The organism is Exiguobacterium sp. s123 (genome assembly GCF_018617075.1).
GTDB classification, from domain to species: Bacteria; Bacillota; Bacilli; order Exiguobacteriales; family Exiguobacteriaceae; genus Exiguobacterium; species Exiguobacterium profundum.
This window is the reverse complement of sequence record NZ_JACSJL010000001.1, coordinates 598,538-613,524: the sequence shown is the minus strand read 5'-3', so window position 1 is coordinate 613,524 and position 14,987 is coordinate 598,538. Positions and strand designations below refer to the sequence as shown.

Here is a 14,987-nt window from a genome sequence, read left to right as displayed (position 1 = left end):
CCGGTTTTCTATTTTTGGCATATACTGACAAAAGGAGGATCCTTCCTTGATTGAATCGATTGGATTCCTATATAGCATCGTCCTCGGGGCGGTCATCACGTCGTTCACCAACGTCGTCGGGCTCCGCGTGCCACGTCAGCAATCGATTGTGACGCCGCGGTCACATTGTCCGTCTTGCGGTCACGAATTGTCACCGTGGGAACTCATCCCGCTTTTCGGCTATCTCGCCTTAAGAGGCAGATGTCATGGGTGTGGCGAGCGGATCGCGCCGACGTATCCGATTTTTGAATTACTTGGAGCCATTGGATATGGCTATAGCTTTTCACTCTACGGATTCAGTGTGACGACGCTACTCGCGTTCGCTTTCTTGTCGACCTTACTCGCTTTGGCGATGTCTGATTTATCGACGATGCTCGTGCCGAATGTCATCTTGCAATTCACGGCACCGGTATTACTTCTCCTCACCTATCTGACAGGGGCATCTTGGTGGAACCCGCTTGTAGGGGCGTTGCTCGGATTTTCGCTCCTCGCGACCGTCTTTTTCGTGTCAAAAGGGGGACTTGGGGCAGGGGACGTCAAATTGTTTACTATGATTGGTCTTGTGCTCGGTCCACGTGACGTGCTCGTCGCCTTATTTTTATCGAGCTTGATTGGGGCGGTCGTCGGGATTGGATTGATGGCCACAAAGAAAATCGGGCGAAAACAGCCGATTCCGTTCGTCCCGTCCATTGCGCTCGGGACGATGTTGACGTTTTGGTTTAGTGAAAGTTTTTTTGATTGGTATTTTGAGTTGATGTAGGGGGAAACGATCATGAGTCGTGGGATAGAGAAAGGGACGGTCGCGTATTTTTCGTTTGATGCGCTCAGCATCCACGGGGCCGTCATCAAACAAGGGGTGTTCAAACGAAGCGCCTCGGTTCAGTTAGCAAAAGACGCATACGGAGAAGGGAAGATTCTCGATGAGACGGCGTTCAGTCTCGCTTTCGATGAGCTCTGTCGCAAGTTGAAAGTGCGACGCGGGATGACGTGTGCAATCGCATTGGACGAGACCGAAGTGTTGTCACGAAAAGTCGAGATTCCTTCTTCGATTCCGAAGGACGAGATTCGTGGCTATCTCTTCATGGAAATCGGGAGCTCAATCATCTTGCCGTTCGATGATGTGTCGTTCGATTATGAAGTGTTAGGAGAAGACGGAGTCAAGACGGACGTCATGTTGCATGCCGTTTCGATCGAATTGACGAAATCGCTCCGCGCGTACATGAAAAAACGCGGTTTAGCGTTGAAGAAAATCACGCCACGTTCTGTCGCGGTCGCCAATGGGGTCATGCGCTTATCAGAGATTGATCCGCTTCAATCGACATTACTCTGGCATATCACGCCGTTTTCGCATCAATTGCTCGTCCTTGAGGAAGGGCAGATCCGTTTCATCCGCTCGATCGAACTGGACCTCCCGTATCAGGTCGGGACGAAAGATGGTGTCGTGACCTATACATATGATGGGACAGGTGAGATGAAGGCTAATCAGTTGGATGACTGGTTGAACGAACTCGCTCGATTTCTCGATTTCTATCGTTACTCGCTGCGGACGGATGGTCGGGTCATCGATGAGTTATACGTTTCGGGAACTGTTCCGGAAGTCGATGATCTCGTCCGTATGATTCAGGCTGAGTCCCTCGTCTCGGTGATGCGTGTCGAGCAACCGCTCGCTATCGCCCATGGGACACCGCTATCGCATCAAATGTTGCCACTCCTTGGGATGGCGACGCTTCAGCGCGATCGGGACACGAACTTCATCAACTCGACAGACGTGACGCTCCGATGGCCGATCGTGACCGGTCTCGTCGCCCTTCTCCTTGGAGGAGGGGCAGCCGGATACTTGTACTATGAGGTCGGCCAACTTGAGGCAGAACAGACGCGAATCGAAGAAGAGTTACAGCTCGTCCAAATTTATCAAACGGAACAAGTGAATTCGAAAGCGCAACAAGTGCTCTCGCTCGACCAGACTGTGACGGCGTTGACCGACATGGAAAAGGATGCGGTGCCTGCACTGCGCGCGTTGACTGAGCAGTTGCCGCCGACGGGCTACGTCTTAACGTATAACTACGCAGACGGCTCCATCATGAGCGTTCGGACCCAGTTCGAGACGTTAGAGGACTTGAACGCATTCCAGCGCTCGCTCATGACCGATGAGCGGTTCCTCGACGTCAAACTCTTCGGTGTGACGACGGAGTTGAAAGCGGATGTGGACGCAGAAGAAGAGGAGGAAAACTCACGTGAAGAAGAGCCGCTCCCACGCTATATCGGAGAGTTCACGTTCATGTTCCAAGATGTGGAGGACGAGTTGACAGAGGAAGAGGACACGGATGAGGAGGTGGTGAGTCAATGAAACGTTCGACAATCTATGCGTTATTTGCGATTTGCCTCCTTGCCGCAATCATCGCACCGGCATACTTTGGCTATACGTACTACGTCAAACAAGGAGAAGTCGAAGCGCTTGAGCGAGACCTCTCGCTCGAACAAACAAAACTGGAGTTGTTGCGTCAAGAAGGGAAAGCCGTTGATGTAGCGGACTCTCAGACGCTTCAGACACGCGTTCCGACAGTTCCTGCCCTCGACACGGTCGTTGAGGCGTTGTCACAGGCAAGTCTTCTTGCGGGTGTCAATGTGACAAGTATCGCATTTGCGGATGGCGTCGTGGCCGAGTCGGAAGTGCCAGAAACGGTCGAGCCGTTCAATCCGGCTGACGTGAGTGCGACGAACGAACCGGCTGAACCGACGGACGTTGCACCTGTCAATGCCTCGACGGTCCGTTCGACGGTCAACTTACAAGCAGAGACGTATGAAGCGCTCGTCTCGTTCTTGGAGTCGATCGAGTCGATGAATCGGATTCACGTGTTACGGACGGTTCAATTCACGGGACCTGCCGAGACGGGACCGAATACGGTCGAAGAAGTGCAGTCGCTCGAGTTTACAGTCGAGCTCGATGCCTTCTATCGTCCGGACCTCGACCAACTCGTTCCAGACCGATACATTCCGGAACCGGCGTTTGAGCAAAAGGATATCCCGGTATACGACTATACGACACCATAAGTCGGCACGTCCCTTCGCAATTGAAGGGACGTGTTTTTCGTCGCGGGTCATTGTGTTTAGGAGGCACGTTGCCTACAATCAACAGTGAAGACCGAAACGGGAAGGAACGCCGTTTTGGAAGAAGAGAAGGAGTCGATACAATGAATTCAACACAGAAGCGTGTCATTCTCGCCTCGATGTCACCGCGACGTACCGAGCTATTGACGAAAGCCGGAATCAAGCATGAGGTCATCCCATCGACCGTGACGGAAGGGACAGACGGTCGGGAGACACCGAGTGATTATGTCGCTCGTCTGGCCCGGGAGAAAGCGATGGATGTGGCAAGGCAACACCGTGATGCCATCGTCATCGGCGCGGATACGGTCGTCGTCTTGAATGGGATCATCTTAGAGAAACCGACAGACCGGGAGGATGCGAAACGGATGCTTAAACGATTATCCGGTTCGACCCATGAAGTGCTGACGGGTGTGAGTATCATCGGTGCGACCCAAGATTTGTTCGTCACGACGACGCGTGTGACGTTCGCTGAGATTCCTGAAACCTGGCTAGCGGATTATCTAGATTCGACAGAGCCCTACGATAAGGCGGGGGCGTATGGGATTCAAGGATCGGGTGGACTTTTCGTCGAAGGAATCGAAGGGGATTTTTATAATGTCGTCGGATTGCCGATTCATCCGCTCGTCAAGACGCTCGACCGGCATGGGGTGACGCCTCGCTTCCTGTGAACTTGAAAGTAGGTGAAGGAATGACCATGGTGCTTGACCGTAGTGTAGAGACCGCCATCGCCAGATTGCTTCAAATCGGAGGGCGGGGACCTGACCCGATGGAGACGGCTCGTCGTATCTCGGACGTCTACCCGACGTTACGGGCGTTGTCACAAGCGTCCGTCCACGATTTATGCAAAATCGAAGGGATGACGAAGAAAAAGGCAGAGCAACTCCTCGCCGCGTTCACGATCGGGATTCGATACGTCGAGGAACCGAAAGCGAGTATGCCGACGATTCGTTCGCCGCAAGACGCCTATGAGTTGTTGCGGGATGAATTGAGACTGTTGAATCAAGAGCATTTCGTCTGTTTGTATTTGAATACGAAGAACCAACTGATTGCGCGGAAGACACTCTTCGTCGGAGGGCTCAACTCGTCAATCGTCCACCCACGCGATGTGTTTCGTGAGGCGCTCAAGTTGTCGGCGGCATGCTTTATCGCCGTGCACAATCATCCGAGCGGGGACGCGACCCCAAGTCGGGAAGACATCGAGGTGTCCGAGCGATTGGTCGAAGCAGGCAATATCGTTGGCATTGCCTGTCTCGACCACGTCATCATCGGGGAAGACCATTACGTCAGCATGAAGCAGCGGGGATATATGAATGGGTAAGGAGTAGAGAGCAGGCATCGTGATGTCTGCTTTTTGATTTGTACGGTTTACAATTTGTTTTCCCCGAAGTTGATGTTTTGTAGTTGCGCAAAATCTGCTTTGGTCATAATTCATTCTTGAGCACCTTTTAGACTTCATCGTTCAATTTTATATACACCATAATGAATTAAGTTTAGGAGACTAGCCTAGGAAAGATGAAATCTGCCAATTATATGATCTTCGCAGCTTGAAGGACGTATATTACACATACATCAATAGTTGATGGAAGCTGTATCCCTCTTTAACCTTATGTGCTATTAGTTTTACGACCTCAATCTCGTCTGGACTTACTTCCAGGCGTTTTTGATTGTTCTTTCTGCATCCATAAGGCGCAGGAGTGGACCATTCACCTTGTCTTGCTTTTTCAATCTGCCCGAGTCTTACTCGCTCACCTAAGTTCGCGGATTCCCATTCGGCTATAACAGCTACGATGGTAATGAACATTCTGCCCATAGCTGTCGAGGTATCAAAGACTTCTGTTGCTGAACGGAATTGACAGTTGTGTTTCTCAAGAAAATCCAAAATGTCGTGTAAATCACGAACACTTCTAGTAAGTCGATCAAGTTGATACGCTAGTAGTACATCAATTAAGCCATTCTCGATGTCTTTCATCATTTTCTTTAATGCTAATTTCTATACCTATTATTGGTGGAAAAATGGTAAATTGTTAGTGTGTATTTATTGCGAGATATAACTATCCCGGTTATACACCGTACTGTATCTCCGTTGACGATAGTGGGATTAGTGCCTAAGGAATCTCAACTGAACACTCCGACTTTATATTCGTTTCAACATCAAATAACAGTTTATACAAAATCAACAAAGTCGCGAAAGCGATAACCATAGTTTCCGCAAATACTTATTTTGTTGTCAAATATCATAAAGAAATGAACGAAGTGATTTTAGGTCAATAAATGGGACGGTTCTTGTTTTTAATGCTGATACGTTGGTTCAGAAATTTACGTTTGTTTGTTCTCTGCCATCCGCAAACCTGGACATTGTTGCCTTAGGTACAGAAATTTTCGCGAGTACAAGTTAGAGCGGCGGGAATAATCCTTTCTAATACTCTCGTTTATTAAACGCCGTTTTATACAGCATTAACGCACCACCTGCAATGGATTAGGTCGGCAACAATTTTAAAGTTATACATACAGCTCAAGATGTTACATTTTATGAGCTAACGAAGTCAGGTGAAGTGGTGCTACCTTCCGTAGTCAACTACGGATTCAGCGCGAGTCTTGTGGCAAGGGGCGGTAGCGAAGTTCGGACGCCTTCATATAATCAGACAAAACAAAGAATTGGTCACACATTTTTCACTTGTGGTCAAACAAGATTACAAACTTTGAAGAGGTAATGATATGTATGTTTCCTATCGAGACATAGTTGACTGGAAAGCTTTAGTAAAAGCGGTAGTTATGATGAAAGCACACTTACAGAAGCACAGAAATTACAAGGGATTTATGTTTATAATTTACCGCCGCGACCGGAATCTAGAAAAGGTTTTTCTATTCGAGAATATGTGGTTTTAGAAACTGCGACTATCACCTATGAATACGTCGATCGTCCACTCACTACAGAGGAACAAATGGAAGCACTAAAAGTAGAAAACCAAGCACAAAATACAGTCGTCGTCGAACTTTACGAAATCGTATTAAGAGGAATCTAACATGACACCAATCTATCAATCACTCGTAATCGCTTATGCTAAAGCAATCTCCAAAGACGGCACACGCCGTTTCCGGAGATTAGTCAAGAGTACATGCTACATGTCAAAAATTACGACGGAGAGAACTATTCGGACTCGAATACTCTTCGCGCGCTAGATATCACTTACATCACGACGCAAGAATTCGACGAGACGATGGCCTTCAAAAATCCGTCTGTTGAAGAAACTCAACTAAAATAATCTTGATTTAGTAAATTAAGGGAACTGTTCTATCTGCATGTAATAATCACGTTAATAGGAGGGATTTACTTGTCAAACACTCAAACAGACAATGCAAGACAGATTTTCTTGCAAGCAAGAAGGTTTCGGAACGCTGGCGACTTAATTGGTAAGGCACTGAGCGAGACGAACGATGTCAATATGTACATCGGTCCAATCGTTGTAAACAAAGCATTTTCGACTGAATTGTACCTCAAGTGCCTTTACTATCTAGAAAACGGGAAGGATTCGAAAAAAAGAGATGGACATAATTTAGGTAAGCTTTTTAGAGAACTTTCGAAAGAATCCCAGAATACGATATCTGGTTATTTTGAAGCATTAAATAGCTTAGATCCACTTCACTTGGAATTGAAGAAGCACGTACCCGAGCTAGATGAGTCACTTGAAAAGATTCTAGACTCAGCCTCTCATGCGTTTATAAGCTGGCGTTACAACTATCAATACCAACCGACTTCTTTTCAATCCTCAAACGCGGTTTTGACTGCCTTAGAGATTTGTATTTTCCAAATCAGGCCGGAGTGGAACGACACACCACAACCGCAAACATAATTCGAAGGATATCTATTCGTGAGGGGTTCTTTTCTCATGGAGCAATCCATCAAGCCCCCGAAAAAGGGGGGGCGGACAATGCGTATACAACAAACAATTTAAGGAGCCATCGCCATCATCGCGATGAGCGCCACTGCTCTATTAGGGGGATAAGGTGTGGCGATTAAACTATTCGTCATACTCACCGTCATAGATTATGTGACAGAACTTCTCGCCGCAGCCAAACATAAAACATTAAATAGCGATGCTATATTTTGAGACGATATTCTAAAATGTGTTGTCTTTTTCGTAATCATTATTGTTGTCCTCACAGATTAGATGCTTAATAATTTGATACCTGTGTTATGAACAGTAGTTATCTATTACTATATTGCACGAGAAAGAGTAAGTGTCACTGAAATCGCAAGTATATCAGCACTTTGGCGAAAACAGGGTTATTCAATAATTGGTTAATATTTACCTTAAATCGAGTTAAATACGCATAATATGTTAATTTTGTATAATGAATAAGAGGTGATTAATGTGTTAATTCATAACAAACTATTTAAAGGAGAAAGTTATTTTTGTATAGAATGTCAAAAAGAAATTTTGGAAACAGAAGTTAATAAAGTTACTTGGTCTTGCGAAGTTTGTCAGAAAAAAATAATGATTGATGTTCAAGATGAAAAGGATGTTAAATTAGTTAGATTATATCCAAAAGAAATGAATGAAAATGACGAAGTGTACGATGCAAGAAAACGAGAACTACACAAACTTAAAGGTATTAAGCTCGGAGAGAATGAATGTAAAATAGGGATAAAAGATTATAGAACCTGTACCTTTAAATATACTGATTTGATTAACTGCGAATGGAATGAACAATGAAAAATTATTCAGTATTGAAGCATGTATAATTTAATTCAAGTTTTTAGACGTCGGGTATCCGGCGTCTTTTTGATGGAGTCATCCGACACTATGTAAAGGGGATCAACTGATGAACGTAATCTATTATGCCCCCGAAAAGGAGTTATGTTATGCGTACACAATAACTAACTGAAGAAGCCGTTGCTATCGTCGCCACGAGCGTTACTGCGATGTTCGGGGATGGGACGTGGCGATTAAACTACTCGTCACGCTTATCGTCATTGACTATGTAACTGGGTTCTTAGCTGCAGCAAAACATAAAAAAATTGAATAGCGACGTCATGTTTTGGGCCGGAATCCGAAAGGGTGTCGTCTTTATTGTAATCATGATTGCTGTTCTCGCGGACGAGATGTTGAGTAACTCGATGCCTGTTCTGCGTACATTTGTTCTCTATTACTATATCGCTCGAGAGGGCTTGTCAGTCACTGAAAATTACGTGCTTCTGGGTGTACCATTTCTGAAACAACTAGTTGATGTTCTTGCAGAATAGCAAGATGCCAAGCCAGAACCGACGGTAGATCGCATATTACAAGATGTTGCATCTGATACAGAGCAGGTGACGCCAGTCAGCCGTGAAATATCAATGAATTAAGGCAAAAATATCTGGTGAAGGCGCTCGTTAAGTGTTCGGGGATCAAACGTAGCACCTATTACGTGCTGGTGAAGAAAATCGGGAGACCAGACCCGGACACGGGTCTGAAGGCAGAGATCCAGGCGATTTATGATGAGCATGAGGGGCGATACGGTTATCGTCGTATTTGCGATGAACTCCGAAATCGGGGGCAGAAAGTGAACCATAAGCGGGTTCAACGCCTCATGAAAGTACTGGGGGTTGAAATGTCTCGTGCGCCTGAAGAAATACAAATCATATCGGGGGACGGTGGGGAAGGTCGTGGACAACATCCTGGACCGAAACTTCAAGGCGGACGCCACGAATGAGAAATGGGTGACCGATATCTCCGAGTTCAAACTGTCCGGGAGAATCTCTACCTATCCCCTGTCCTAGACCTGTTCAACGGAGAAATCATCACCTATACCATCGGCTCAAGACCGACGTACTCACTGGTTTCAGAGATGTTGGAGAACGCTTTGTCCAAACTGCCTGAGGAGCATCAGCTCTTGATCCATTCCGATCAGGGATGGCATTACCAAATGAGTCAGTTCCGACATACCCTCAAAGAGAAAGGTATCGTGCAGAGCATGTCTCGCAAGGGGAACTGTCATGACAACGCAGTGATGGAGAATTTCTTCGGGATCATGAAATCCGAATTCCTTTATCTTAAGCGTTTCGAGAGTATCGATCACTTCAAAATCGAGCTCGATAACTACATAGACTATTACAACACACGACGAATCAAGGCAAAGTTATAACTGAGTCCGGTGCAATATCGGACCCAGTTCGTTCACGCAGCCTAGATGAAATAACCGTGTCTAACTTTTAGGGGTCACTTCATTGAGTGGGGATTTTTTATTGGATTGCAATCTTTTCAGGTACTACTAATTCGACAGGCCTTTAAAGTCTCCCTGTCATGAAATTGAAGTATACGGAACATAATGACATCATTTTTTCGAGAAAAGTTGATAGTCTTTCATAAATCCACATTAATTCTTCCTTGCTCGCACAGTGTGCATTTTTTATATCGCAACACGTTTATTACCTCGATTTGAGCATATATCAAATGGGAATTGTAGGTTCGAGTACTAGTCATGAACAATTAGAGTGAGAAATATTATGAGTGATTTTCAAATATTTCATTCAAAAAATTGTATTTAATACTGAAATTTATGTGATGATTATCGGATAAGTAAGGATGAGAGATATCCACTTTGTATTTTCTGATATGCACACCATTATTGTCTAAATCTATACTTGTTTTATAGGTAATATGAAGTTCTAAATCATCTCTTGTGAAAGGAAGAGTTCTCGAAATTCGATCATATAAGATATCACCGATGATTGCGTGAATATGTAATGGGACATCTATTTTAATATTTTCTCCGTGTTTAATGACAGGATGAGTATTAATATATTTTGTGACTAACATGTTCTTAGATAGCGAAGCAAGTGTATTCATTTCATAGCTTGAATCAGCATCATTAAATATTGAGAATATAATGGGTTCTCCATCGGTACTTTTATAAACTTTGAAAGAGTAATCATCGTTAAAATGTTGTTTATAGAATCTTGGTGTATCTTTATGACAATAACTATCAATTTTATTATCATCTATATATAACCATGCAGAGACGTTGTATGCATGACCATAAAAAGTATTAGTTATGGATAAATTTAAAGCATCGTAAAATCCCGGTGCGAAATCTTCTTCTGGCTTAGGGAATTTGAATAGAGGAACTTGGAATAATTTTTCATCAGGCAATAATTTTGGTTTATTTTTGGTTTCAAAATCAATTGCTAGCATTCTCGTTTGTTCTTCTGTATGAGATATTGATTGTTTAGAGAGTTCTGTCGATTCTTTCGCGCTCTCGGCTGCAATCTTTGAATATCGTACTGCCGTGAGCGTTAAAAGCGCGAGTGTGACGTTAATTAAATCTGCAAATCCAAAGTCTCGTTCCCATTTAAAATATTCAATGATATTCAAAATTATAAAAATAGAGATGAGGAAAATAACAGCTAAATACTTAAACTCTTTAATCAAAGAACTAAATTTTATCAAGTAAGTACCTATCTTTTCATTAAAAATAATGAGTTTATTCTTCATAGCTAGAACCTCCTGATTTTAGTTAAGATAAAAAACTCTCTATTTATAGATATTAGAGACTTTTTATGAATCTATCTAACACTCTTAACTATAAATGAAGAAAATCGAAAAAAGATAAATAGTTTTAGTGTTTATCCCTAGTATATTTGTCTATATTTGAATACGAAGAACCAACTGATTGCTCGGAAGACGCTCTTTGTCGGAGGGCTCAATTCGTCGATCGTCCACCCGCGCGATGTGTTTCGTGAGGCGCTCAAGTTGTCGGCGGCATGCTTTATCGCCGTGCACAATCATCCGAGCGGGGACGCGACCCCAAGTCGGGAAGACATCGAGGTGTCCGAGCGATTGGTCGAAGCAGGCAATATCGTTGGCATTGCCTGTCTCGACCACGTCATCATCGGGGAAGACCATTACGTCAGCATGAAGCAGCGGGGATATATGAATGGGTGAGAAGTAGAGAGCAGGCATCGTGATGTCTGCTTTTTTGTGTTTACGAGAGCACTGGCACCTCATTAAATTTTGGATATAGTTGGAAATCGATGAATGGAAGTGTAGAATTTGAAGAGCGTAGAAATAATGATGCATAAGTTTGTACATAGGAGGTTACCGAATGTCGCGAATCACGATATGGAATGTGATCGGATGGGGATTTCTTCTTTTCTTAGCAGTCAGTAAATCCTTTTTCAGTGAGCAATTGTCTTTGATCACGACTGGTCTGGGCGGATTGATTTGTTTGATGTTGAGTTTGTGGATGATCTATTCCGGAGAAGAAGAGTTATCACAACATCCGAATGAAAGGTCTGAATGAACAACGCTATTTAAACTGTCATTTGGCCAAAGAGTAGATGATGAATCAAATTGAGAAGAGCGGTGTACGCATATGAATGTACTGTCGGAAAACGAATTAAAAGAAGTCCTCCAGGTGATGAAAGATGGGGATTTGACGTATTACGAAAAAAACAAAGAAGCCATTCTCACAAGTATGGTTCAGCATATCGGGTCACCGGACGGCGAACTCCGTGATCGACTCATTTACACGATGTTCTTTCGCCTCATCATCGAACAAAAAGACATCGATTTCGACAAGATGAGTGAACTTCTTGAGACGTCATCGCATGATCTTTTATTTCATAGAATTGAGGAAACGCAGTCGGACGCTGTCTTCACGAGAGCGTTCACGACTCTATTGATGGCTTTGATTCTGCATCGAGACGTTGAAGAGGACTTTTTGACAGAAGACCAATTCCAGCAGGCAGCGGAAGGTTTGATTCGATATCTTCAGCTCGAGAGAGATACAAGAGGTTATGTGAATGGCAAGGGATGGGCCCATTCGATTGCCCACGCGGCAGATGCGGTGGACGAACTGATTGCAAATCCGAAACTGGATCCAGTGTCATTTCCGGAACTCTTCCACGTCATCATCCATCAAATCATGCGTTCTGAGGTATTGGCGCATGATGAAGACGAACGTCTCATCCATCCGCTCCTACGTTTACTCGAACGAGGGATGGATTCTGAAGTCATTCATCGCTATGAAGAGCAGTTTCCACATCACTTAGAAGAATGTAAGCAACATCTTGATGATGAGGAAAAATATTGGTACGTCGTCCATAATGTGAAAACATTCTTGAAGAGTCTATATGTCCGTTTAAACGAAGAACAGCGGCATGATCTGATCCAACAATCTATTCTCGTCACACTGAAAAAGTCGTGATGTGATCAATTAAAGTAGTTTTCTCTAATCGAATCAAGATGTTGATTAGAAAACAAATGAGGTGTTTATATGGAAAAAATAATTTGGATACTGATGGTCGGATTATCGCTTTTTGTGAGTTACATACATCTAGGACCAACCATCTTCTCTATCGTTGTGTTCATCCTGTTTTTATTTGTGAGCACAGCGCTATTTATGCGGTTCGATCAGAACCACTGGCTAGACCGCGTCTCGCCGCTCGTCGGTGTTGGCGTAGGAGTTCTATCGCTCATCGCTTATCTCGGTATGATCGTGCTCTCTTTCAATGAACTCAATCAACTCGGCATCTGGACGGTACTCGTCCGCCTCCTGCTCATGTACATCGGAATTTACATTTTCGTCGTGACGACATCGAGCTTTTTGGCAGGAGCGACGCGACTCAAGCCATCCCGCTTCTTTCGGCCGGTGTTGATTTTCTCGGTATTCTTTTACGGAGCGATGTTACTGCTTCCGCTCCAACCGGGATTGTAACCGTTCTCTCCTTAGGCAGACGCTCACTTGCGTCTGCTTTTTTGATTTGCCTTTTTGCCGAAAAGAAGGCAAACTAATAGACGGTGAGGCAGGACTGAGATGCGGTTATTGTAAATAACCTGTAATCGAATGAACGTTTTCAAACATGATTTTTCCGTTATAATAAAAAATAGTGTAATGAAGAGAGGAGCAACACCTATGTTTCGTAGTTTTAACCGAGAAATCGGAATCGACCTTGGAACGGCTAACACGCTCGTTTATGTAAAGGGTCAAGGAATTGTTGTTCGTGAACCGTCCGTCGTGGCGTTCCGCACAGATACAGGTAGAATTGAGGCCGTTGGTAACCAGGCCAAAGATATGATTGGACGTACTCCGGGGAACGTCTCTGCACGTCGTCCGATGAAAGACGGCGTCATCGCTGACTTCGAAACGACAGCGACGATGATCAAATACTTCATGGAGCAAGCTCAAAAATCAAAAGGCGGTTTGTTCTCATCGAAGACGAACGTCATGATTTGTGTCCCAAGCGGTATCACGTCTGTTGAAAAACGTGCCGTGGAAGACGCTGCGAAACAAGCAGGCGCTCGTGAAGCATACACAATCGAAGAACCGTTCGCAGCAGCAATCGGTGCAGGCCTCCCAGTTTGGGAACCGACTGGCTCGATGGTCGTCGATATCGGTGGCGGTACGACCGAAGTCGCAGTGATCTCACTCGGCGGCATCGTGACAAGCCAATCGATTCGTGTCGGTGGTGACGAAATGGATGATGCCATTATTCGTTACATCAAGAACAAGTACAACCTCATGATCGGGGAGCGTACATCTGAGACGCTCAAAATGGAAGTCGGTTCGGCGCGCATCGATGCATCGAACGAAGCGGAGAAGATGGAAATCCGTGGTCGCGACCTCGTAACAGGACTTCCAAAACAAATCGAAGTCACGTCTGCAGAAGTGTGTGAAGCTCTTTCGGATACAGTTGAAGCGATTTTAGCAGGGGTCAAGCAAACGCTTGAGCAAACTCCTCCAGAACTTGCGGCTGACGTTATGGACCGCGGAATCGTCTTGACTGGCGGCGGCGCCCTCCTCAAAAACTTGGACGACGTGATCTCAGACGAGACACACATCCCGACACTCGTTGCGGATGAGCCACTCGACTGCGTAGCGGTCGGGACTGGAAAATCTCTTGAAATGATGGACGTCCTCCGTTCGAAATCAGGCATCTCGTCACGTCGATGAGAGGTGAGACACGATGAGCCGATTCGTACGTAATAAAAAGCTCATCATCACGCTAATTGTACTGATCTTGTTTTTCGTCATTTTAGGTGTTTCGATTCGAGGACGATCGGAATCAGCCTGGTACCAAGATGTCACGCGTGATGTGGTCGGCACGTTCCAGCGAGTGTTCGCGGTACCAATCGGGTGGATGGACTCAACGGTCTCGTCCATCTCAGATGTCCGCGATATCTACGAAGAGAACCGCCAGCTGAAAGAACATTTGGCGAAGTACGCCGAGGTATCGGTTGAAGCGGATGATTTGCGCCGTGAGAATGAGGAGCTTCGAAAGATGGTCGAAGCAAGAGACGAGTCGTTACGTGACTTCGACCTCATTCCGGCGGAGGTCATCGGTCGGACACCGAACGATTGGCAACGCTACGTCACCATCAACGTCGGTTCAGAACGCGGCGTTGAAAAGGGCATGGCCGTGACCGCAGCGAGCGGGATGGTCGGTCGTGTCATTCAGACGAGTGCTTATACGTCGCAAGTTCAACTGCTCAGCGACAACAACCGGACGAACAACGTCTCGGCTGTGGTCAAAGATGCGGACGGCAAACCGACGTATGGGACGGTTGACGGATTCGACACGGAGACGAATGAATTGTTCTTCACAAAAGTATCGAATAGCGTCAAGCTGAAAGAAGGAGAAATCGTATCGACGTCTGGACTCGGTGGACGTTATCCGGCTGGACTCGTCATCGGTACGATCGAATCGATCGAGACGGATGAATATGGCGTCTCACAAGTCGCCCGGATTAAACCGGAGGCCGACTTCAATGAGTTCTCACAAATGTACGTGATTGATCGGACACTAGACGAACCGTTTTTAACGGGTCCCGAGGAAGGAGGAGCAGCGGGTGAGTAAC

19 protein-coding genes and 1 pseudogene are annotated in these 14,987 nt (G+C 45.3%); 18 read left to right on the top strand and 2 right to left on the bottom strand.

Translation table 11 applies throughout. The features are described 5' to 3' along the window. Window positions 1-46: 46 nt before the first annotated feature. From KNO72_RS03205 to radC (KNO72_RS03185), 5 genes are all read left to right on the top strand, one after another. Window positions 47-799, top strand: coding sequence for a prepilin peptidase (locus tag KNO72_RS03205; protein WP_078146552.1), 753 nt, complete (start codon window positions 47-49; stop codon window positions 797-799). 12 nt (window positions 800-811) lie between these two features. Continuing rightward, window positions 812-2,386 (top strand): pilus assembly protein PilM, encoded by a 1,575-nt coding sequence (gene pilM / locus KNO72_RS03200; RefSeq protein WP_214757200.1) that lies wholly within the window; start codon window positions 812-814, stop codon window positions 2,384-2,386. Continuing rightward, window positions 2,383-3,090 (top strand): hypothetical protein, encoded by a 708-nt coding sequence (locus KNO72_RS03195; RefSeq protein ID WP_074037502.1) that lies wholly within the window; start codon window positions 2,383-2,385, stop codon window positions 3,088-3,090. The genes pilM and KNO72_RS03195 overlap by 4 nt, the downstream gene beginning before the upstream one ends. Window positions 3,091-3,230: 140 nt before the next feature. Beyond that, window positions 3,231-3,815: a Maf family protein gene (locus tag KNO72_RS03190; protein WP_214684709.1), complete on the top strand. Its 585-nt coding sequence runs from the start codon at window positions 3,231-3,233 to the stop codon at window positions 3,813-3,815. A gap of 20 nt (window positions 3,816-3,835) precedes the next feature. Further along, complete coding sequence (gene radC, locus KNO72_RS03185; protein ID WP_015881143.1) at window positions 3,836-4,465, top strand: RadC family protein; 630 nt, start codon at window positions 3,836-3,838, stop codon at window positions 4,463-4,465. A 240-nt stretch (window positions 4,466-4,705) separates the two neighbouring features. On the opposite strand, the gene KNO72_RS03180 is transcribed toward radC (KNO72_RS03185), so the two are convergent. Then, window positions 4,706-5,119 carry a recombinase family protein gene (locus KNO72_RS03180; protein ID WP_214757198.1) on the bottom strand — a complete coding sequence of 138 codons (414 nt, stop codon included), beginning with the start codon at window positions 5,117-5,119 and terminating at the stop codon, window positions 4,706-4,708. A 1,360-nt stretch (window positions 5,120-6,479) separates the two neighbouring features. On the opposite strand from KNO72_RS03180, the gene KNO72_RS03175 reads away from it, so the two are divergent. The 7 genes from KNO72_RS03175 to KNO72_RS15850 all read left to right on the top strand — a co-directional run bounded on the left by KNO72_RS03175 (window position 6,480) and on the right by KNO72_RS15850 (window position 9,273). Then, the gene (locus tag KNO72_RS03175) at window positions 6,480-6,998 is read left to right on the top strand and encodes a HEPN domain-containing protein (RefSeq protein ID WP_214757196.1); all 519 of its coding nucleotides are present in this window, start codon (window positions 6,480-6,482) and stop codon (window positions 6,996-6,998) included. Between the two features lie 156 nt (window positions 6,999-7,154). Next, on the top strand, window positions 7,155-7,256 hold the full coding sequence (locus KNO72_RS03170; RefSeq protein WP_214757194.1) for a phage holin family protein: 102 nt from the start codon (window positions 7,155-7,157) through the stop codon (window positions 7,254-7,256). A 264-nt stretch (window positions 7,257-7,520) separates the two neighbouring features. Beyond that, the gene (locus KNO72_RS03165) at window positions 7,521-7,862 is read left to right on the top strand and encodes a hypothetical protein (protein WP_214757192.1); all 342 of its coding nucleotides are present in this window, start codon (window positions 7,521-7,523) and stop codon (window positions 7,860-7,862) included. A 226-nt stretch (window positions 7,863-8,088) separates the two neighbouring features. Then, window positions 8,089-8,175 (top strand): phage holin family protein, encoded by an 87-nt coding sequence (locus KNO72_RS15865; RefSeq protein ID WP_214757299.1) that lies wholly within the window; start codon window positions 8,089-8,091, stop codon window positions 8,173-8,175. Continuing rightward, window positions 8,168-8,392, top strand: coding sequence for a phage holin family protein (locus tag KNO72_RS15860; protein ID WP_371815830.1), 225 nt, complete (start codon window positions 8,168-8,170; stop codon window positions 8,390-8,392). Before KNO72_RS15865 ends, KNO72_RS15860 begins: the two co-directional genes overlap by 8 nt. A 164-nt stretch (window positions 8,393-8,556) precedes the next feature. After that, on the top strand, window positions 8,557-8,841 hold the full coding sequence (locus KNO72_RS15855) for an IS3 family transposase (RefSeq protein ID WP_371815829.1): 285 nt from the start codon (window positions 8,557-8,559) through the stop codon (window positions 8,839-8,841). Between the two features lie 3 nt (window positions 8,842-8,844). Beyond that, on the top strand, window positions 8,845-9,273 hold the full coding sequence (locus tag KNO72_RS15850) for an IS3 family transposase (protein WP_371815828.1): 429 nt from the start codon (window positions 8,845-8,847) through the stop codon (window positions 9,271-9,273). Window positions 9,274-9,632: 359 nt separating this feature from the next. On the opposite strand, the gene KNO72_RS03145 is transcribed toward KNO72_RS15850, so the two are convergent. Next, window positions 9,633-10,622, bottom strand: coding sequence for a hypothetical protein (locus tag KNO72_RS03145; RefSeq protein WP_214757189.1), 990 nt, complete (start codon window positions 10,620-10,622; stop codon window positions 9,633-9,635). 141 nt (window positions 10,623-10,763) lie between these two features. Between KNO72_RS03145 and radC (KNO72_RS03140) the strand changes: the two are divergent. The 6 genes and pseudogenes from radC (KNO72_RS03140) to mreC all read left to right on the top strand — a co-directional run. After that, a pseudogene (gene radC, locus KNO72_RS03140) lies at window positions 10,764-11,072 on the top strand (RadC family protein); the annotation flags it as partial. Between the two features lie 160 nt (window positions 11,073-11,232). After that, the gene (locus KNO72_RS03135) at window positions 11,233-11,430 is read left to right on the top strand and encodes a hypothetical protein (RefSeq protein ID WP_214757188.1); all 198 of its coding nucleotides are present in this window, start codon (window positions 11,233-11,235) and stop codon (window positions 11,428-11,430) included. Window positions 11,431-11,502: 72 nt separating this feature from the next. Continuing rightward, window positions 11,503-12,336, top strand: coding sequence for a DUF2785 domain-containing protein (locus KNO72_RS03130; protein WP_214757187.1), 834 nt, complete (start codon window positions 11,503-11,505; stop codon window positions 12,334-12,336). A 69-nt stretch (window positions 12,337-12,405) separates the two neighbouring features. Then, a complete protein-coding gene (locus KNO72_RS03125; protein WP_214757186.1) occupies window positions 12,406-12,846 on the top strand; it encodes a hypothetical protein in 441 nt (146 codons plus the stop codon). A 198-nt stretch (window positions 12,847-13,044) separates the two neighbouring features. Further along, the gene (locus KNO72_RS03120) at window positions 13,045-14,082 is read left to right on the top strand and encodes a rod shape-determining protein (RefSeq protein ID WP_074037493.1); all 1,038 of its coding nucleotides are present in this window, start codon (window positions 13,045-13,047) and stop codon (window positions 14,080-14,082) included. A 13-nt stretch (window positions 14,083-14,095) separates the two neighbouring features. Next, entirely contained in the window at window positions 14,096-14,986 is an 891-nt protein-coding gene (gene mreC, locus KNO72_RS03115; protein ID WP_047795500.1) for a rod shape-determining protein MreC, read from the top strand. Window position 14,987 lies beyond the last annotated feature (1 nt).

Bases quoted from the DNA above. Each gene is read 5' to 3' on its own strand.
- pilM (WP_214757200.1), top strand. From the start codon at position 812: ATGAGTCGTGGGATAGAGAAAGGGACGGTCGCGTATTTTTCGTTTGAT.
- KNO72_RS03195 (WP_074037502.1), top strand. From the start codon at position 2,383: ATGAAACGTTCGACAATCTATGCGTTATTTGCGATTTGCCTCCTTGCC.
- KNO72_RS03190 (WP_214684709.1), top strand. From the start codon at position 3,231: ATGAATTCAACACAGAAGCGTGTCATTCTCGCCTCGATGTCACCGCGA.
- radC (WP_015881143.1), top strand. From the start codon at position 3,836: ATGACCATGGTGCTTGACCGTAGTGTAGAGACCGCCATCGCCAGATTG.
- KNO72_RS03180 (WP_214757198.1), bottom strand. From the start codon at position 5,119: ATGATGAAAGACATCGAGAATGGCTTAATTGATGTACTACTAGCGTAT.
- KNO72_RS15850 (WP_371815828.1), top strand. From the start codon at position 8,845: ATGGGTGACCGATATCTCCGAGTTCAAACTGTCCGGGAGAATCTCTAC.
- KNO72_RS03145 (WP_214757189.1), bottom strand. From the start codon at position 10,622: ATGAAGAATAAACTCATTATTTTTAATGAAAAGATAGGTACTTACTTG.
- KNO72_RS03135 (WP_214757188.1), top strand. From the start codon at position 11,233: ATGTCGCGAATCACGATATGGAATGTGATCGGATGGGGATTTCTTCTT.
- KNO72_RS03130 (WP_214757187.1), top strand. From the start codon at position 11,503: ATGAATGTACTGTCGGAAAACGAATTAAAAGAAGTCCTCCAGGTGATG.
- KNO72_RS03125 (WP_214757186.1), top strand. From the start codon at position 12,406: ATGGAAAAAATAATTTGGATACTGATGGTCGGATTATCGCTTTTTGTG.
- KNO72_RS03120 (WP_074037493.1), top strand. From the start codon at position 13,045: ATGTTTCGTAGTTTTAACCGAGAAATCGGAATCGACCTTGGAACGGCT.
- mreC (WP_047795500.1), top strand. From the start codon at position 14,096: ATGAGCCGATTCGTACGTAATAAAAAGCTCATCATCACGCTAATTGTA.